Source organism: Nitrospira sp. KM1 (assembly GCF_011405515.1).
In the GTDB taxonomy this organism is placed as follows: Bacteria; Nitrospirota; Nitrospiria; order Nitrospirales; family Nitrospiraceae; genus Nitrospira_C.
The window spans coordinates 2,294,668-2,313,254 of sequence record NZ_AP022671.1; the positions used below are offsets into that span (position 1 = coordinate 2,294,668).

Sequence of the window (18,587 nt, forward strand, 5' to 3'; positions counted from 1 at the left end):
TTTATCGGGACCGCGTGACCCCAACCCGGTCGCAATAGCGAGCAATCTTGCATCGGCTGCAAAATGGCGACACCGGCTGGCAGAGGTGCTGTCCGAATGGGACCAGCAAATCGTTCAAGATGATCCAATACCGCTTCGGTAACTTGGCACGCAACGCGACTTCCGACTTGTCCGGAGTCGCCGTCCGGATGTATCCCCAGCGGTTCGTAATACGGTGGACATGGATATCCACACAAATACCGGGCTTGTGGTATCCAACCGTGACAACAAGGTTGGCGGTCTTGCGACCGACCCCGGGCAAAGTGACCAGGTCGTCGATCGAGTCAGGGACCCGTCCACCATACTGATCGATCAGTCGCCTGGAGATCGCATGTATAGATTTCGCCTTGGTTCGATAAAACCCGACAGGAAAGATCGTCTGTTCGATCCGTGCAGCGGGCACTTTCAGCAGTTCAGACGGAGTGTGGGCGAGCGCGAAGAGTCTCGCACTGGCTTCTGCGGTCGTTTTGTCCTTCGTTCGGAGACTCAGCAGGCAGGAGATGAGAATTCTGAAAGGGTCTCGGCCAGACTCCCGTGCGACCACTCCGACGACCGGTTCCTGCCATTGGCGGATTTCACGCTTGACGATCCGAATCGCCGCTGGAACCTGATCCTGCCGCATGGAGAGACTGAAGAGGCCAAACCCGAGAAGAAGTCGGCGAATCCTATTCGGGCTTACGCTTGGAGAGCCACTTCTGTCGACGCCGTTGCGCCTCGCGTTGTTTGGCCTTCTTCCTGACGCTCGGCTTCTCGTAGTACCGACGCCGCTTTAATTCCCTGAAGAGACCTTCCCCGGCGAGTTTTTTCTTGGCGACCTTGAGGGCTTTTTCAACGTTGTTGTTGAAGACCTTGATTTCCATTCGCGCTGTATCCGCACTTTCTCAGGCAAAGCCTGTACAGAAGATTCCTGACTCGCGGCCGGAGTGTAACACAGCCTCCGAAGTTCCTCAAGACAAACGGTGGTACGCTTGAATCTTTGACGAATCTTGGCCTTAAGCCGCTGATTTGGTTGTATTTTTATATTTTGAGCTACCGTATGCAGGCCAGCTTCGGCAGCAGCGAGGGCCAGCAGAAATCCGACCTTCAAATCAGACTGCATCCTCGTTTTAGCGTATCGCGAACATTCATGAAGGAGCGTTCCAGCCTCGACGGCGCGCTCGGCGATCTCCAGCGGAATGTCCGTCGCACGGTGGAGCGCCGATGAGAGGGCGGCGGTGCGACGACGATTGGATTTCTCGAGTCCCGTAGCAAGGAGGTACCTGCGATAGGCCGCTCCGTCCGCCTGTGCCAATTCACCCAGGCGGGCAACCTCTGACGAAAAACGACGTTCAAGATTCCGTTGGCGTCCGAGTCTGGCACCCATCAGGCCAAGTGCAGCGGAAAGTGCGCCAACGATCGCGATGACGGAAGCGCCGGCAGGAACCGGTTCGGCCGCCCCCACTGCATCCAACAATTGTGAGACGGTCGCCTCCCGCAGATCTATCGCAGGTTCGGCTTTATCACGGTCGCGGGTCGTGAGACGATGGCCGCCGCCGTCCTCGATTTTGGACTCCAGGACCTGCCCAGGATCGAAGCCTTCCAGTCTCAATGCATCGATTCCCGCATCGGTCAGGGCCTGCCGCGGGACCAGTCCGACGATCTCCGACCCTGCAATGGCAACCCCATGAAGAGAGGCCACCGCCTGCACCGCTTCAAACGCGACATGAACCGAGGTCTGCTCGATATCCGTCAGATTCATGGCGACTTGTACCAGACCGCGGCTGGGGAGCGCGACGCCGATGGCTTTGACATGCGATACGCCGCCGTTGGATTGCCTCACGGCTCTGGCAATGGCTTGCGCGACCTCAAGCTGAGTTGATCGGAGATTTACGTTGAAGGCAACTAATGGACCTCGCGCTCCGACAATGACCGCTCCAGCCGTTTTGTGCATCCGGGAGGGACCGAAGTCCGGATTCCAGTCGGGATCCGAGGCCATGCGGTACGCCAATCCTTTAAGCCCACCCCGGCGCACGGCTTCGAGCGGTGCGTGATCCGGATGTGGTGCCGCTCGTTCGTACAGAAAGACGGGAATCTCCAGTTCCTGTCCCACCCGTTGTCCGAGGCGTCTCGCCAATTGCGCGCAATCTTGCATCGTCGCGCCACGGATCGGCACGAACGGCACCACGTCGGTCGCTCCCACTCGCGGATGCCCTCCCCGATGGCGGCGCAGATCAATGCGATCTGTAGCCACGCAAATGACACGAAACGCGGCTTCGAGTACTGCCTCCGACTGTCCGGCAAATGTCACAACAGATCGATGATGGTCCCGGTCCATCGTATGATCGAGCACCCGGACACCGTGAACGGAGGACGCAGCAGTCACGAGAGCGCGCACCGTCGCCTGATTTCGTCCTTCACTGAAATTCGGCACGCATTCCACGATTTGATTCATCGGTCCGTACCCTAGAACAAGAAAAGCCGGAGGTCTGACGCGTCATCCCTCCGGCCTTGCCGCTTCTTCCGCCCGGAACTGCCGTGCGGCTTATTTGGTTTTTTTTACAAATGCCTTGTAGATTCGCCCCGATTGTGCGTTTTCTTCTTCCAGGCCCAACATCTGATGTCCGGTCGTATCGCACCAAGCGGGCATGTCCTTTTTAATGCCTTCGTCGTCTGAAACGACTTCGAGCACCTGTCCCAAGGTCAGTTCCTTGATTTTCTTCGAGGTCATAATGATCGGCATCGGACAAAAATACCCCAACGTATCCAATTTCACATCAGCCTGCATGAGGTTCTCCGCGATTCGAACCATCCACCTAGATAAACAGATTGACGCTTCCCTGTTTCGCCTCGGCCAAATATGTGGTCACGCCGGCGAACTGATCAATGCCCTCGATCAGCGTATCCTTGGTAATTCCCATCAGACCCATCGTGGTCGTGCAAGCAATGAACCGCACCCCAAGATCCATGGCCGTCCGCATCAATTCCGGTACACCCGGCATCCGGTTTTGCTTCATGACCGTCTGCATCATCCTGGTGCCCAGCCCCCCGAAATGAAAACGGGACAACGGAAGATTCTCGGCGCCTCCCTTGTTCAACACCCCGAACATGCGCCGAAGCCAATCCTTGGCTGAACTCGTCGCCCCGTTGCGGCGGATGGTATTCAATCCCCAGAAGGTGAAAAACATCGTGACCTGCATACCCATGGCTGCTGCGCCGGTGGCGATGATGAACGCGGCCATCGCCCGGTCAAGGTCTCCACTCAATAGGACGATCGTGACGCGCTCGGGTTTGGAGGTTTGAAGATCACTCAAGGCGACCGCCGGATCAACCTGTGTACCAATCATGACACCCTCATCATCTCATGACACCCTCATCATCACGGTGCCCGGCAGCTGTCGTACAGCGGTTGGTTACAAACGCAAGATTCGACTATAGTATCCGCATCTTTTTCATGTCAAGGCAACGACTTGACCCTGCAAATGGCGGCGGATATAGTCCCAATGGGCCGTGAGGCGGTCACGCCTGGCGTCCATCCTTCCGATGAATGTAGATCTTATCACCGAAATCAAGCCTTCCAAGAATGCGCCGTTATTCGGGTTCTGGTATCCGGCTTGTCCGAGTTCCGACCTCGGACCAGGCAGCCTCAAAGGCACCATCATGCTCGGATTGCCGATCCTGGTGTGCAAGACAGCCCAGGGGGCGGTAGCCGCTATGCGAGACATTTGTCCGCACCGCGGCATGCCTCTTTCTTTTGGACGTATGCACAATGACTGTGTCGAATGCGCATATCACGGTTGGCGCTTCGATCAAAAGGGACGGTGTCAGGGCATTCCGGCACTGGTGGAGGGATCTCCCATCCAACCGGACAAGATCGGTATTCTCACATATCCCTGCCGAGAACGGGACGGCTACATCTGGGTATTCATCCCTGATTCTCAACAGCCGGATCAAACGATTCCCGACGTCCCGCCTCTGCCTCTTCCCTCATCGCCTTATCGGATGGTTCAGATATCGACCACCCTCGACTGTACCATCGACGATGGGATCGTCGGTTTGATGGATCCGGCCCACGGCCCTTTTGTTCACCAAAGCTCATGGTGGCGAACGCAAGACAGCATGCATGAGAAAGCGAAGACGTTCGAACCCATCCCATGCGGATTCAGAATGGTGCCCCACGCACCGTCCAAGAACAGCGGGCCATATAAGATCCTCAACCTCTTTTATGGGGGGCCACTGACGACAACCATCGATTTTGTGTTGCCGAACCAGCGCTTTGAATTCGTGCAATGCGGCAGCATGTTCGTGTCCACACGCGCCACGGTCACACCCATCACAGACCTGCAATGTCGGATCGACTTCTGTGCCGCATGGAACGCACTCGGATGGCTGCCGTTTTCCAAGACGCTCTTCCGTTATTTCGCCAATATTTTCATGAGACAGGATAAACAGGCCATGGAACGGCAGGCGGTTGGCCTGCGCTACAACCCCGCACTCATGCTGATCGACGACGCCGATACGCCCGCCAAATGGTATTACAAATTGAAATCCGCCCACTTGGCATCGGTGCAGACCGGCCGGCCGTTCGATCATCCCCTGAAGGGCCGTGTCACGTTGCGCTGGAGAAGTTAAGACCGGCGGCCGTCCTCATAAAGCCCCAGGGCAAGACCGCATCGTTCGCTATCTGACGGCAGAGAAATTCCCGCACGCGCACGTCAGGATGCCCAGGCCCGTTCAACCGACTGATAGACTCATTCTGTCTTCGATTCCACCAGAAGACTCATGGCCCGCCGAATCTGCTCGCGCGACCCCAGCAGCACTACGATGTCACCGGCCAGAAGCTTGATTTTCAGCGAAGGATTGGATTCCGTGATGCCGCTTCGCGTCCAGGCGATGACCGAGGCGCCCGTCATCGGGCGAATGGCCAACTCCCCGAACGATTTTCCCGCAGACGGTGAATCGTCTTCGATTCGGCAAGTCTCCACCTCGGCATCGGTGAGAGTTCCCCCCCGCAAGTGATGGGCAAGTTCCGGCAGCTCGCTGCGACGCAATAGCGCATACCCTTCCCGGCGTATCTGTTCGGCTTTTCGCGTGACGAAATCCTGCGGCATGTTGTAGGTTCGCAGGACGAGCGCGAAAATCTCGATCGACGTTTCGAATTCCTCGGGAACGACGTCGTCTGCCCCCAGCTGATGCAGTTCCTCGAGCTCACGCAGGTAGCGGGTTCTCACCACGATATGGATTTTTGGATTCAGTCCCTTGGCCACTTGGACGGCGCGTCTCGTGACGAAGGGGTCGGAGATGGCCACGACTAATACCTTGGCGTCTTCCACTTTCATGTGATGCAGCACGTTGGCATTGGTGCCGTCGCCGTAGTACACGGGCACGCCGTGCTGTGACTCTCGTCTCACGGTGTCGCCGTCCAAATCCAATGCGACGTGCGGAATCTCTGTCTCACTCAAGACGCGTGCGAGATTCCTGCCGTTCAACCCGTACCCCACGATGATCACGTGATCTTTGATCCGGATGTGCTTGCCTTCGGAGTGTATCGCGTGGGCCTCCGTGCGGCTTGGCAGCCAATGGCGGAGACGCTGGACCGCCTCGACGCGGCGTGCCATAGCGGGAGACCATTGCATGAGAAACGGCGTCATGATCATGGAAAGAATGGAGACGGCGAGAAACACCTGATAGGGATCGCCGCGTAGCAGACCGTTTTCCTGACCTTGCTGGGCAAGGAGGAAGCTGAATTCACCGACTTGGGCCACCGCAACGCCGACCATGATCGCAGACCGTGGCGGACTTTCTACTGCCAACGCCGCCAACGTCCCGCTGGCAAACTTCACAGCCACGATACCCACAAGAAGCCCGGCGACCATGACCGGATGTGCCAGCAGCACACGCCAGTCCATGAGGATGCCGATCGAGACAAAAAAGAGGCTGTTGAAGCTATCGCGGAACGGCAGCACTTCCGCCATCGCCTGATGGCTGTATTCCGATTCGGAAATGACCAGGCCGGCAATAAAGGCTCCGAGCGCCAATGACAATCCGCCTAATGAGGTCAGCCAGGCGATGCCGAGACACAACACGATAATCGTCAGCAGGAACAACTCACGGCTTCGACTCCGCACGATGTGCTCAAGAAGTTTCGGCACGGCATACCAGGCCGCAGCGACGACTACGCCGACCACCAGCGCCGACTTGCCCAACGTCAACAGAATCGAAAATCCCGCTCCTTCCGCGTGGCTCGCCAGAATCGGCGTCAGGAGCATCATCGGAACAACCGCAAGATCCTGGAAAATCAGGATCCCGATCGTGGCACGACCATGGATGGAATCGCTGTCTCCCCGACTGGCCAATGTCTTCAGAACAATGGCCGTGCTGCTCAACGAGAGTAGAAACCCCCAAAAAATACCTTCCTGCCAGTTGATCCCGACGAGAAGGGCCACCGCCCACGCGACCAGCAGCACACCGCCGACCTGAATGGGCGCGGCGACCAGCAGAAGGCGCCGGAGCGAAGCCAGCTGTACGAGTGAAAATTCGATGCCGATCGTAAAGAGGAGAAGGACGACCCCGATCTCGGCGAGTACTTGGACTGTACCGATGTCGGAAATGAGATTGAATCCGTGCGGCCCGATCAGCGCGCCTGCCACCAGAAATCCCGCTATCGAAGGCAGCCGGAACTGATGAAACAGGAAGACCACGGCGATCGACACCGAGAAAATGACGAGCAGGTTTCCGAGTATACCGTAATCGGTCATACGTATTCCGACATGGACGACGGGATCGGAGAATACCTGAGTAGGAACGGCCGAACAAGTTCGAGTCGCTTGCGAAGGCACGACCGCCGGCGTAGGGTGTCGGCCGTCGCTGGAGCGATCCCATGATTCGGGCTATGATCTTCGATTTCAACGGCGTTCTGGCGGACGATGAGTCGTCGCATGTCGCCTGTTTTCAGCAGGCGCTCGCGGAGTTTGGTTTGATTCTGACTGCGGAAGACTATTACGGAACATATTTGGGGATGGATGAGCGTACCTGTGCCGGCATCTTGCTGACCTCTAGAGATGGTACGCTGGACACCGTGCTGCTCGACCGGATCACCGCCCGGAAGACGCAACTGTTTCTCGACCATACGGCAGTCCATCGTCCACAAGTATTTGATGGAGTGACCAAGTTCGTCCTGCAAGCGCAAGGTCGCTACCGGCTGGCCATTGCGTCCGGCGGCCGAAGGCACCAAATTGCCAATGCACTTGCCGGAGCTGACATTGAGAAAGTTTTTGAGGTCATCGTGGCCGCGGAAGACTGTCCGATCGGAAAACCCGACCCTGCGATCTACGCCCTGACGCTGGCCCGCCTCAACGCGATCGAGCCCACAACCAGCCTCGCTCCCGATCAATGCCTGGTCATCGAGGACTCACTCGCGGGTGTTCGATCGGCGCGCGCGGCTGGCATGCGAATCCTCGCGCTGAGCACGACCTATCCAGCTGAAAAGCTATGCGAAGCAGATCTCGTATTGCCGAACCTGCTTCAAGTCACACCCGAGTTCTTGGCGGCATGTATGACTCGAGCCGGATGACAATCCGTTTTACCGCATTTGCCAAGCCTTCACACCCCTCCAAAGGTGAATAGACGCCCTCCTCCGACGTGGAATAGCTTGAAAGCATCATGGGCGGCGGGCATCACGTGAAAGACTGCGATCACGCATTCGGGTTTTTCGTATCACCGATTCAGGGGAGGTGGATCATGCGACCCCAATTTCAACGACTCTTTGCCGTAACCGTTTTCTTATCTGCACTGTCCGGTCCTGCATATGCCGATACACCGGCTGCGCCGGAGGCCGATCCGATGAAAATGTGGAGTTGTCCTCAAGCGGATGGGACCCTTCTCTACACGAACAAAGACAGGAATGGATGTACGCTCATGACTCTCAAACCGCTGTCCGTTGTACCGTCACTCGACAATATGCCGACCTATCGCCCGCAAACCGCGATGGTGCCTCATTACGACGGCTCGGCCCCGGACCGGTACGCCGGGGGTGCGGGCGAACAACCGTCAGTTCCTGGCTGGGCTGGTGATTGGCATGCCAGTATCGCCTCGTCCGGATCGGTGCAAGCTGAGGTCTGCGCCATGTACGGCGAGTGGCTCAATCTGAACCAGAAGTCGCGCGGTGGGTTTTTCTTCGGAACAGATCCATCCTATGGAGGGGACTTGTCTGGTCGAAATCAACGTGGGGCCAGCTATTCCTTCTATGACAATACCCGCTATCACGCGTTGGGAAGAATCTTTGGAACGGGGTTTGTTCCGGTAGGGTGCCTGTAGCGGGCAAAGAAACTTGCCGAGCAGGGCGCCGGGTGGCTTCAAAGCCCGGTGCCCTTTAAATTTTGTAGAACTCCCGATACCACTCGACGAAACGCGCAATCCCCACCTCGATCGGCGTAGCAGGAGCGAATCCGACGTCTCGCGACAGATCGTCGATATCCGCGTATGTGGCGGGCACATCGCCGGCCTGGAGCGGGAGAAACTTCTTTTCCGCCTTCTTGCCGATTGTCTGCTCCAACACCTCGATGAAGCGAAGCAGCTCGACCGGTTGGTGATTGCCGATATTATAAATCCTGGCTGGAGCCGAGCTGGTGCCAGGATCAGGCCTGTCCCCGCACCAGTCGGGATTCGGCTGTGCCGTATGGTCGAGGGTCCGGATAATGCCTTCGACGATGTCATCGATATAGGTAAAGTCCCGGCGCATCTTGCCATCGTTGAACACTTCGATCGGTTTACCTTCCAGAATGGCCTTCGTAAAGATAAACAGCGCCATATCGGGCCTGCCCCAAGGCCCGTACACCGTAAAAAATCTCAGGCCGGTACAGGGCAACCGGTACAAATGCGCGTAGCAATGCGCCATCAGCTCATTGGCCTTTTTAGTGGCCGCATAGAGCGAAACCGGGTGGTCGACATTGTCATGGATCGAAAAAGGCATCTGTGTATTGCCCCCATAGACCGAACTCGATGAAGCGTAAACCAGATGTTCGACCTGTGAATGGCGGCATCCCTCCAATACATTCAAGAAGCCTTCGATATTGCTGTCGGTATAGGCGTGCGGATTGACCAATGAATATCGGACTCCGGCCTGGGCGGCCAGGTGGACGACCCGCTTGATCGGATATTCCGAAAACAGCTCCTTCATTCCCTGCCGATTCGCCAAATCGAGCCGCACCAACTGATACCCGTTCAACGGAGCCAGACGAGCCAATCTCGCCTCTTTGAGCCGCACATCGTAATAGTCGTTCACATTGTCGAGCCCGATGACATGATCGCCCCGGTCGATCAACCGCTTGGCAACATGGAAGCCGATAAACCCGGCCACGCCGGTCACGAGCGTCAGGGATGTGGGTCCGGTCATCGGGATTGTCCTCGCAAGAACGGATGGATCAGGCTCGACGCTCGGGCCTCATGAACGGCGGATCACCGTGATCCTTCCGGTAGAGATTTATCGGCGCCAGAGCGTCTCCCGCCGCTATGATGTCCACGCTGCCGCCTTGATTCGCCCGGTACAACTCGAGCGCGTGACCGTAATGATACTCACAGCCGTGCGGAGAAAGAAGATCTTTCAATTTTTCCGGCCGCTCCCAATTCGCCGTGAGCAGGGCCGTGCGAGCGGGGTTGCGCCGGCTGAACATGAACGAGAGATGGTCCGGATACCACTCGGCTCCGCCGGTCGCATACGACACGAACTGTTTCGCCCGTGCGGCCGTACAGAGTTCTGCCAAGTATCCGTTCGTCAAATAACCGTTCTCGCCGACATCCAGCCATTTGCCCGGATGAGAGAGCGGGGCATGAACCGCATGGCTCCGGATCTCCAGTAACTGTTGCTGCGAAGCAAAGACCAAGGGAATGGGCCCATACCGTTCGACCAGCCGAGTGATGACTCCGTCTTTCAACGGGGACCGTCCGTCATTGGTGGGGCCACTGTCTGCATGGACCAAGACGTTATGCCCGCGGTCAGTGATCAGATAACAATTCCTTGGCATCTCCAAATCGCAGGGATCTTCGCCATAGAACGGAACGGACACGACCGTGCCTCCTTCGAACGGCCAGGTTTCACCGTGGGCCAGTTCGACCACTCGGCCAAAGCCAAGCTCACGCAACAAGCCATGGTAGTCATAAAACAGCTTCTTCTTGTTGCGGCGGCTCGGGATAACGATCGGAACGTCTTTGGGAATATGAAGGAGGGTCCGAGGGTCGACATGATCATCGTGGTCATGCGTGAGAAAAATGGCGGCGGGTTTCGGGATTAATGATCCCCATAAGGATGGGACCGACGACTCGGCAAACCACGGCAGAAACCAAGGATCAAACAAGAGGACGGTATCGCGCTGACGGTAGAGCAACGCGGCGTGACCCAGATGAAGCATGTCCTGATCCTGCACGACATCAAACCAGGTATCCCGGATGGTCGCGTGCGATGACGCCCGAAGACACTCGTATTGGTGCAGCGATTCCATCAGCCGGCTCAATACCGGCTGGGCCTCGCGGGGCGACGTGGTCGCGACCGTCCTGATCTCGTCGGTGCGATGCGTTCCGTCCAACATGCCCAATACCCTGCCGATGATCGGACCGACCGGACGTTGATCGAACCCGATAGGTACGGCCTGACGCTTAATCGAATGAAAAATGCGAAGGCCGCCGTTGATCACCGCCGATGAACGCTGGGGGTCCGCGCGAAACTGCCACCGAAAGCTTCCGTCGGGCTGTCTGCCGCACGTGATGTGCTGGCGCAAATGCGGCCTGGAATTGACCAATTCCGCATAGGCATCCTCGAGGCGCCTCCCTCGTTCAGAGTCCTCCACCGGCGCCCGCTTGGAAAAGACGTCGCTGATGGCTGTATCGATCGAACTGGCCAGGAGTGCATGAGCTTCATGGAGGCCGGCGGCGACCTCCGGGGCCACACCGCCGATGAAAGGAAACGGTCCGGGCGATTCGGCGCTTTCAAGCTGGACCCAACACCACGGCGCCAGGCTGAGATACTGTTGAGAGGGGAGGCTGTCCCAGATTCGGCTCATGTCAGCTGATTATCCGGTCAGGTCAGTTTACTGATGGTGGGCTCGTAGAGGGCTTGAATGACGTTGCCGTCCGGATCAGCACAATAGAAGGAATAACTTCCGTCGCGATGCGCTTTCGGCGCTTTCACGATGCGCCCACCGAGCGGTTCGATCCTGGCCATCATATCGCTGTAAAGCGCGTCGACCGCTTCGCGGCTTTCCAAGATGACGCCTAGATGATCGAGAAATTGATGCGGCGACGAACGATACGCTGGCACCTGACCCGCCTCGATTTGGTGGAGAGCTAAATTGTCGGAGCCTGAACTGAAATAGACGTTGTCCTGATCCGGCTCCCAGACCACCTGCATGTCCAGCAGATCGGTGTAAAAGGCGCGAGAGCGGGATAAATTCGTCACGCGCAACGCCACGTGTCTGATACCGCGATGCCGACCCATGCTCATACAATCCTGTGCATCGTATAGTAGGTGGCCATCCAGAGCGGCGTCAATTCGATTTTCACCATCGATGCTCGGCTGCGAGTTGCGCAACGGTTATGCTACGATGCGTCGAGCGGGACTTATTTTCTACGTCTTCAAGGAGTGTTCACATGATCCGGGGATTCTCGTCGTCAGTTGTTGCCGTGCTCGCTGTTGGAATCGTGTCTGTTGCCTTTGCCGACGAACTGCGGCCAGGCGGACAGGACGATGTGCCAATGGTCGTGATTCCAGCCGGTTCTTTCCCGATGGGCGTGCCGCCGGGTGATCGCGATGGCGGGCGGGACGAATATCCGCGCCACGAAGTGACTCTGGATGCGTATGCCATGGACATCTATGAAGTCACGAACGGCCGATATCTCAAGTTCGTCGAAGCCACCGGGCATCGTATCCCTCAGAATCCGACGAATCCGACTCGGAACCTCTGGCAGGGAACGGCCGTTCCGGAATCCTTGACGGACCGCCCGGTGGTCAATGTCGATTGGGCCGACGCGGATGCCTATTGCCGCTGGGCCGGCAAGCGGCTCCCAACCGAAGCCGAATGGGAAAAGGCCGCAAAAGGCAATCATGACTGGCGCTTCCCCTGGGGTAACGTCGAACCCACCGCCAAGCATCTGAATTACAATCAGCGATGGGTGGGGGAAAAGACCTTGATGCCGGTCGGCAGCTATGAAGCCGGCAAGAGCCCCTATGGGCTTTACGATATGGCGGGCAACGTCTGGGAGTGGGTGAACGACTGGTACGACGCAAAATACTATGAGAAAAGCCCAGGCAAGAACCCTCCGGGGCCGATTTCCGGAAGCAAGCGCGTGCTTCGCGGCTCCGGCTGGCAGAACGAAACTCCGACGGTCCGCATCTTCACCCGGGTGGACAGCGATCCGCTCATTCGCAACGAATCGACCGGCTTTCGCTGCGCCAAATCCGTACGCTAGCCGTGTGTTGACAAACTACGTGATGACCTCGGAAATGGAGTCGTGTCTGAGGTCACGGGCGTCATTAGCATGCCCTGCAGGCTGTTCAGAAAGGCCGTCCAGCAAGGCCGCAGCGAGCGAAGAGGTGAATCGTACTCTCTGCCGTACGTTGAGCCTCTGAGCGATGCGAGAACGCCGCTGGAGGACTTTGTCAACAGCCTGCTAGCCGTCTTAAGGTCGTTCCCTGGCACCCCGGTGGCAGTTGCATCATCCACCATAGGTTCGGTTCTCCCGTGACCGATTCAAGACCACCGTCGACACAACCTCCCTTGAGCGCCAACGATTTTCACGGCCTGCACATCCTGTCGTTTGAAAGTCGCATGGCCTCCGAAATGTCTCGGCTCATTGAACGCCATGGCGGAACCCCCCTCGTGGTGCCGGCCATGCGGGAAATTCCGGTTCCCCTTCGAGACAACGCCAATGTATTTCGGCTCGGCGCGAAGCTGATGCTGCAGCAGGTGGACATGCTGATTCTCATGACCGGCGTGGGCGCCAGCGCACTGTTTGAGACATTACAAAAGCGTCATGCGTTGCCGGATATCATCGCGGCTATGAAACACGTCATCGTGGTGACGCGCGGCCCCAAGCCCCTCGCGGCGCTCAAGACGCTCGGCATGGGATCGAACATCACCGTACCGGAACCGAACACCTGGCAGGATGTGATCGCCACCCTCGACTATTACCGCCCGGTCAAGGGGTTGAGAGTGGTCGTTCAGGAATATGGATCATCGAATCCCGAGATGATTCGCGATCTCGTATCGCGGGGAGCCGAGGTATTTCCGGTTACGATGTACCGCTGGGCGCTGCCGGAAGACCTCGGATCGCTTGAACGCGCCGTCGCACGTATCCTGGAGGGCACGATTGACGTCTTACTGATCACGAACGCAGCGCAGATCGATCACGTCATGCAGCTGGTTGAACGGGATGGACGAACTGCAGCGTTCCTCAATGCATGCAGGAAGCTTGTGATCGCCTCCATCGGTCCGACCGCCAGCGAACGAATCAAGCACTACAATCTGACAGTCGACCTTGAACCGTCTCATCCCAAAATGGGAATCCTTGTAAAGGAAACCGCGATGAAGGCGGGAACACTCGTTTCTCGTAAACGCGGCGGCTGAGTGGGTTTTGCGGGGAAAACCCGTTTTGACGAGTTCTCCCCGCTCATCACCTCCGGGCGGACAGGAGCGTTATTGTCTGGTCGAAGACACCGGTCCGATCCGGGCCGGAAGCTCTGCGTCGGCCTGTTTCACACCAGGTCTGACGCCGGTCAGCGGCTTGATGCGCTGATCGCCGGATGGCAGCACCCGCAGATATCCCCACTGTCCTGATTGCGAATAGGGCAACCGCTGGTTGCTCCACACATAGTCGCCTGTCAGCCGGAACGGGCCGCCTGCGCTAGGAATGAAGGCATCCAGAGTTTCCGATCCCGAGAACTCCACCACGCTGATCATGTCGGCCCCGCGCATGAACGGCTCGATCGGCCATTCATGGCGTTCGACCGCGAACATGCCGTTCTGCTCATTGCTCGCCCCGAACACATGGATGCGCACGGGATCTCCGGCGTGCGCTTCGATGATCGGGGTGGCAGGGTCCTCGGGCTTGTCCACCACGCATGGTTGGAAGACTTTGCCGAGACTACATCCGGTATCCTGCCGGAACTTATAGGGCTCCGCACGATAGTTGACGGAGATCAAACCTGCCGTGTTCTGCACATACGGCATGAAGCTCGTCCCGATGATGTTGTCCTCGTCCTGGAAAAACAGGGCCACATCGCGGTAGTTGACGCGATGTTCATAGCCCTGAATCGTCCGGTCGACGATGACATCGGCCACCCAGCTGTTCTTCGTCGAAATGTCCGCCCCGGTCTTGGGATCGCGGTACTGGGCGCCTCTTGGCCCAATCACCAGCGCACCATAGAGCCCGTTCCGTGGATGGGTCATTACGTTGCCCCAATCCCACACCAACGAGGCGGTCTCTCCCAGGAACGGATCGGCGTAATACGTGTATGTGCGGTTCTCCCCCGGTGCGACCGTCTGATCGCCTGGATTGTTCCCGACGTTCGCGCCGAGCGAATCCTTGGGGTCGAACGCCAACCCGATGGCGGAGAACGAGGCTCGTCCCTCTTTCATCCGGTTGGTCAACTTGACTTTGAGGCAGTCACCGACATTGCCGCGCAACGTCAGGGGCATCGGCTGCAGCCCGCTGCCCACTTTGGCGACTTCCTCCTCCAACGCGTAGATCTTCGCGTCAGGGTTCACCATTTGGATCGTCCGCTCGAAGTCCACCTCGATCACATCGGGAGCTTTCGGATTCAGCTTCATCGCGGGATAATCCATCGCCACCACGTTGAAGTGTTTCACCGGAGCGTCCGCCGGACAGATCGGCAGCGGCTGCGGAATGTTGTTTCTGCGGCTGTACCCGGCCGGCAGTTTCTGAAGATCCGGGACTTCTTTGTCCAGAACCCGCATCACGCCCCACGCACCCTCCGAGAATTTGGAGGTACGTCCGTTGAAGTGGATGTAGTCCCCCGGTTGGAGCCGCGGTCCGCCGGCTTGCGGCACCACGAGATCATAGCGCTCAGCAATGCCGATATGGATCGAGTTCTTCCGGTTGGCATCACCCGCATAGCGCTCGGTCAGATAGGTGTGACCGGAGAGCGTCCACACCATCGTTTCGTTCGCCATGGTCTGAAGCAGACGGAACACCACCGTGTCACCGAGATACGCTCGCACCATCGGTGTATAGGGATCGCCGTGGGCGGCACTGCTGAACAGCTTGGAGGCATCGGGATTCGAGGCCAATCGGCTGGAGACCGGCTCGGCTTTGAAATTCAATCCACCGCCGGTCGTATGTGTTCCGCCGTTGAGAAAGGGCATCGGCGTCATCGGAATGTGCTCCGGCATCGGGAACGACACGGTTTTGCCGGCTTCGAGGGCCACCTCGATCGGCTGACCCGGAGGATTCCCGGCTGTCACGATGTTCACCGTGTGAGGCACGGTGTCGTTGAGTTGCACGAGCAACTCGCGGAAGCTGCCATTGACTCCGTAGCCGACGGGTTCAGCAGTCCGAATATCGGCCAACGGACCGCTCCTGATTTGCTTGCCGGTCTTCGGGTCATGATACGTCGAACCAACCGGCTCGATGACGATCGTCCCGAATCCTCCATGCGGCCACGTCACCCGACCGAGCGCATGGTCGTGCCAGAAAACCGTGCCCACATCGGAGTCCACCCAGAACCGCTGACGGACGAATTCGACCGTGACGATGTCCTTCGCCGGATGATCGTGCTTCAACGGGCGATACAGCGTGATCTGGTTGCCCTTGATGGATTTGACCCGCCCGATCTCGTTACCTCCGACGTTGTCCGCGCCGATCAAGATCTCCACGTTCGGATGGTACTGCGCGGCGTTCTTGACCGTGATGACTCGCTCGCCCTTCTTGGCCGGCTTCGTGAACGTCGTGTTCATCGGCACCGGAAGACCCTTGTTGACCTTTTTCTCGAGCATGGTGAAGGGCCGCACCGACTGCTCATACGAGAATCCGGTGATGACCCCATCCGACGATTGGTTATCGAACTGCAGGAAATGCCAGTGGGTGTTGATCTTCGAGGAATGGAAGTTGATGTGCTCGTCATCTTCCCATTCGCTGGTCAGCATCCAGTCGATGCAATCGTAAATATTTGCCCGCACGACGAGCGGATACTTGATGTCGCTCTTGCGGACCTGAGCTTCTTCTTCGTGCAGCACGTAAATCAAGCCGTCTTTATCCACGATCGCAGGGGTATCGCCCTGCTTATCCGCCAACGTCATCGGCGTCTGGATGAAGTGCACGTTGTAGACCTTGGAGCCGGCTTGTTCCGGACAGAGGCTCCAGCGGCCATTCTCACCAGGCTTGGCCGGATAGGAACTCGGCGCTCCGTCTTCGTCCAGATGGATCATTTCCAACCAGGGAGACGGATTGTGATTCTGCGAGAACGGCACGCGCCGGCCGAAATGCGGCTTCAAATGGGGCCAGGCCACCTTCCCCGTGGCCGATTCGAACAGGATCGGCACCCGCTTGCCGGGAGTCAATGAGACGTATCGCGGATTCGCCACGCTATTTTCGCGTTCGGTCATCGCACGGTCGGCCTGCCACGCCCAGTCCAAGACACTGGCATCATAGGACCGTGTCTGGGCCATTTCGTCATCCTTGTGGCCCGGCTGCCCCTGCGGGGGCAACTGCATCGTCACCCAATCCTTTACATTGACGACGGCAGGCGAAGCCTTCCAATCCGTCTTGCTATCCTTGACGATGTTGAACGTCTTCCCGAACCAGTCCAGTGTGCGACCGACGAGCTGATCCGAGGTAATACCGGCTTGAATACGGCCCGCTCGGTCAGGGAGTTCACGAAGGGACGGCATCGTGTCATTGTGGACCTCCCCCTGCTGTAAGGTGTTGTACACGCGCCAGTAGCCCCACATCCCCGCGATGTAATGGTGCGCGACGTGACAATGGAACAGGAAATCTCCGGCCAACTGCTGACACAGGCCTGATCCGCATTCCGTCTCCAGATCCATCGTCTCCGAGGGTCCGATGACTTCCACGTCGACGCGATCGGACTTGGTCCGAATCACGGGATATTTGACCGGACCGTTTTTGGCCGTATGCCACAAGGGCATCTCGTCGATTGCACGGGGACTGCGCGGCCAGCGAATCGATCCGCCATGCGGATGGTGGGAGTGGAAGACCTCCGACCCACCATGGACAAGCCGAAACTTGGCCGGATCACCCAGGTAGCTGCGCGGCACGGTCGTCGCCGGATCACCGAATGTATAGGCGCTGTACGCCATGGATTCGTCTTCGAAGCCGAAGTACTCGTGCTGCGTCTGCATGTTGTCGACGCCGAACGGCTCGCTGCGATAATTCAGGGCACGGGCGACCGGACGGTAGACGTCGGTCAGAGGATCGCGCTGCGGGAGGAAATCGCCCTTTTTGTTCAGTGGTCTGAAGGCCTCATCGCCGACTTCGTGGTACATCAGCACAAATTCACGAAAATCCGGACCGTTCCCATTCTTGATGATCGCCTGCCACCCGCTCGTCATCGGCGTGGGCTCGCCGCTGCCGATCGGATCCAGGTATTCCGACCCTTTGGGTTCGATGACGAAGGTCCCGAACAACCCCATGACCGTCAACTCGCGGTCGTTACTGTACGAGTGGAACTGACGCCCGCCTTCCTGCTGCGTCGGCGGAATATACCACTCGAGTTCCACGGTTTTGCCCTGTGGTGCGATGCTATCGGGGTTCGTCGTGGTCGCCGGCTGTCCCGTCGAGGCGATCACCATGCTGGATCCATGGATGTTGAGGCTGACCTCTTCGCCGCCCTCGAGTTGATTACGGAGCGTCATCTTGACGCAGTCGCCCTGATTGCCCCTGATCACCAGAGGTTGGATCCACTGACTCTGCAAGCCGTTCTTGACGGCACCGGGATCATAGCCCTCTTTGTCGCGGGCTTCGCGATTGACGGTTTCCTCCGCCCGCACTTTCTCGACGTTCTCGGTCAGCGCGTACATGTAGCCGGGATAGTAGTCGAGCCACATATTGAGGGATATCTCAACGTTGATCGCCGAGATATCGTACTTCCGCACCGGTGCCGACGCCGGGCAGCGTCCACCTCCCATGGATACCGGCTCCGCACCGGAATCGGACATGAGCAGCACATCCTGGTTGCCCGCGCCGTACTGGTGCATCATGTTGACGTTGTTGAAGTACCCGTCGCCATGCTGTTCGGCGGCGTCATGCTCCATCTGTTGCATGATCCGTTGATGCTGGCGCTCCATCATGGCGGTGCGTTCCGGACGGCCTTCCATCACGTCCTCGACGATTGTCTGCCCTTTCAGCTGCTGAGCCCATGCCGTGGTCGCCTGCGGGTTTCCCGCGTCATGATTCGCGTGTTGCGCCGCCGCCTCGGTCCCGACGAACGCCAGGCCCAAGGCGCACAGAATTTTTGCCAGTGACCGAGAATGTTCGAAACGCCTCCGCATCGTAATGTCCTCTCTCATGGTAAAGGTTCCTGGATATCCGGCTCTACGCGGCTG

Annotated in this window: 15 protein-coding genes; 5 read left to right on the forward strand and 10 right to left on the reverse strand. The window is 58.1% G+C overall.

Annotated features, from left to right (window positions below):
• Position 1: 1 nt before the first annotated feature.
• The 5 genes from nth to W02_RS10630 all read right to left on the reverse strand — a co-directional run bounded on the left by nth (position 2) and on the right by W02_RS10630 (position 3,362).
• Positions 2 to 661 (reverse strand): endonuclease III, encoded by a 660-nt coding sequence (nth, locus tag W02_RS10610; RefSeq protein ID WP_173047478.1) that lies wholly within the window; start codon positions 659 to 661, stop codon positions 2 to 4.
• Positions 662 to 704: 43 nt separating this feature from the next.
• Positions 705 to 899, reverse strand: coding sequence for a 30S ribosomal protein S21 (gene rpsU, locus W02_RS10615; protein ID WP_080885572.1), 195 nt, complete (start codon positions 897 to 899; stop codon positions 705 to 707).
• The gene (gene ftcD, locus W02_RS10620) at positions 809 to 2,470 is read right to left on the reverse strand and encodes a glutamate formimidoyltransferase (RefSeq protein ID WP_173047480.1); all 1,662 of its coding nucleotides are present in this window, start codon (positions 2,468 to 2,470) and stop codon (positions 809 to 811) included. The genes rpsU and ftcD overlap by 91 nt, the downstream gene beginning before the upstream one ends.
• 90 nt (positions 2,471 to 2,560) lie before the next feature.
• On the reverse strand, positions 2,561 to 2,803 hold the full coding sequence (locus W02_RS10625) for a sulfurtransferase TusA family protein (protein ID WP_173047482.1): 243 nt from the start codon (positions 2,801 to 2,803) through the stop codon (positions 2,561 to 2,563).
• A gap of 28 nt (positions 2,804 to 2,831) precedes the next feature.
• Positions 2,832 to 3,362: a DsrE/DsrF/DrsH-like family protein gene (locus W02_RS10630; protein ID WP_173047484.1), complete on the reverse strand. Its 531-nt coding sequence runs from the start codon at positions 3,360 to 3,362 to the stop codon at positions 2,832 to 2,834.
• A gap of 196 nt (positions 3,363 to 3,558) precedes the next feature.
• Here W02_RS10630 and W02_RS10635 point away from each other — a divergent pair, with 196 nt between their 5' ends.
• A complete protein-coding gene (locus W02_RS10635) occupies positions 3,559 to 4,647 on the forward strand; it encodes a Rieske 2Fe-2S domain-containing protein (RefSeq protein WP_173047486.1) in 1,089 nt (362 codons plus the stop codon).
• 119 nt (positions 4,648 to 4,766) lie between these two features.
• Here the strand turns inward: W02_RS10635 and W02_RS10640 are convergent, their stop codons facing one another.
• Positions 4,767 to 6,773 (reverse strand): cation:proton antiporter, encoded by a 2,007-nt coding sequence (locus W02_RS10640; RefSeq protein WP_173047488.1) that lies wholly within the window; start codon positions 6,771 to 6,773, stop codon positions 4,767 to 4,769.
• Between the two features lie 122 nt (positions 6,774 to 6,895).
• Here W02_RS10640 and W02_RS10645 point away from each other — a divergent pair, with 122 nt between their 5' ends.
• A complete protein-coding gene (locus W02_RS10645; protein ID WP_173047490.1) occupies positions 6,896 to 7,588 on the forward strand; it encodes an HAD family phosphatase in 693 nt (230 codons plus the stop codon).
• Positions 7,589 to 7,755: 167 nt separating this feature from the next.
• Positions 7,756 to 8,331 (forward strand): hypothetical protein, encoded by a 576-nt coding sequence (locus W02_RS10650; protein ID WP_173047492.1) that lies wholly within the window; start codon positions 7,756 to 7,758, stop codon positions 8,329 to 8,331.
• Between the two features lie 55 nt (positions 8,332 to 8,386).
• On the opposite strand, the gene W02_RS10655 is transcribed toward W02_RS10650, so the two are convergent.
• From W02_RS10655 to W02_RS10665, 3 genes are read right to left on the reverse strand one after another with little or no spacing between them, the layout of a single operon-like run.
• Positions 8,387 to 9,409 carry an NAD-dependent epimerase gene (locus W02_RS10655; protein ID WP_173047494.1) on the reverse strand — a complete coding sequence of 341 codons (1,023 nt, stop codon included), beginning with the start codon at positions 9,407 to 9,409 and terminating at the stop codon, positions 8,387 to 8,389.
• Positions 9,410 to 9,437: 28 nt separating this feature from the next.
• Complete coding sequence (locus tag W02_RS10660; protein ID WP_173047496.1) at positions 9,438 to 11,069, reverse strand: MBL fold metallo-hydrolase; 1,632 nt, start codon at positions 11,067 to 11,069, stop codon at positions 9,438 to 9,440.
• Between the two features lie 17 nt (positions 11,070 to 11,086).
• The gene (locus tag W02_RS10665; protein ID WP_197741989.1) at positions 11,087 to 11,503 is read right to left on the reverse strand and encodes a VOC family protein; all 417 of its coding nucleotides are present in this window, start codon (positions 11,501 to 11,503) and stop codon (positions 11,087 to 11,089) included.
• A 152-nt stretch (positions 11,504 to 11,655) separates the two neighbouring features.
• On the opposite strand from W02_RS10665, the gene W02_RS10670 reads away from it, so the two are divergent.
• Entirely contained in the window at positions 11,656 to 12,474 is an 819-nt protein-coding gene (locus W02_RS10670) for an SUMF1/EgtB/PvdO family nonheme iron enzyme (protein WP_232068514.1), read from the forward strand.
• A 359-nt stretch (positions 12,475 to 12,833) separates the two neighbouring features.
• Entirely contained in the window at positions 12,834 to 13,631 is a 798-nt protein-coding gene (locus W02_RS10675; RefSeq protein ID WP_173047500.1) for a uroporphyrinogen-III synthase, read from the forward strand.
• Between the two features lie 69 nt (positions 13,632 to 13,700).
• Here W02_RS10675 and W02_RS10680 read toward each other — a convergent pair whose 3' ends face one another.
• Complete coding sequence (locus W02_RS10680) at positions 13,701 to 18,551, reverse strand: multicopper oxidase domain-containing protein (protein WP_173047502.1); 4,851 nt, start codon at positions 18,549 to 18,551, stop codon at positions 13,701 to 13,703.
• Positions 18,552 to 18,587: the final 36 nt, after the last annotated feature.

Coding starts and splice junctions, on each gene's coding strand:
- ftcD (WP_173047480.1), bottom strand. CDS start 2,470: ATGAATCAAATCGTGGAATGCGTGCCGAATTTCAGTGAAGGACGAAAT.
- W02_RS10680 (WP_173047502.1), bottom strand. CDS start 18,551: ATGAGAGAGGACATTACGATGCGGAGGCGTTTCGAACATTCTCGGTCA.
- W02_RS10630 (WP_173047484.1), bottom strand. CDS start 3,362: ATGATTGGTACACAGGTTGATCCGGCGGTCGCCTTGAGTGATCTTCAA.
- W02_RS10640 (WP_173047488.1), bottom strand. CDS start 6,773: ATGACCGATTACGGTATACTCGGAAACCTGCTCGTCATTTTCTCGGTG.
- rpsU (WP_080885572.1), bottom strand. CDS start 899: ATGGAAATCAAGGTCTTCAACAACAACGTTGAAAAAGCCCTCAAGGTC.
- W02_RS10625 (WP_173047482.1), bottom strand. CDS start 2,803: ATGCAGGCTGATGTGAAATTGGATACGTTGGGGTATTTTTGTCCGATG.
- W02_RS10660 (WP_173047496.1), bottom strand. CDS start 11,069: ATGAGCCGAATCTGGGACAGCCTCCCCTCTCAACAGTATCTCAGCCTG.
- W02_RS10675 (WP_173047500.1), top strand. CDS start 12,834: ATGGCCTCCGAAATGTCTCGGCTCATTGAACGCCATGGCGGAACCCCC.
- W02_RS10650 (WP_173047492.1), top strand. CDS start 7,756: ATGCGACCCCAATTTCAACGACTCTTTGCCGTAACCGTTTTCTTATCT.
- nth (WP_173047478.1), bottom strand. CDS start 661: ATGCGGCAGGATCAGGTTCCAGCGGCGATTCGGATCGTCAAGCGTGAA.
- W02_RS10670 (WP_232068514.1), top strand. CDS start 11,656: ATGATCCGGGGATTCTCGTCGTCAGTTGTTGCCGTGCTCGCTGTTGGA.
- W02_RS10665 (WP_197741989.1), bottom strand. CDS start 11,503: ATGGGTCGGCATCGCGGTATCAGACACGTGGCGTTGCGCGTGACGAAT.
- W02_RS10645 (WP_173047490.1), top strand. CDS start 6,896: ATGATTCGGGCTATGATCTTCGATTTCAACGGCGTTCTGGCGGACGAT.
- W02_RS10635 (WP_173047486.1), top strand. CDS start 3,559: ATGAATGTAGATCTTATCACCGAAATCAAGCCTTCCAAGAATGCGCCG.
- W02_RS10655 (WP_173047494.1), bottom strand. CDS start 9,409: ATGACCGGACCCACATCCCTGACGCTCGTGACCGGCGTGGCCGGGTTT.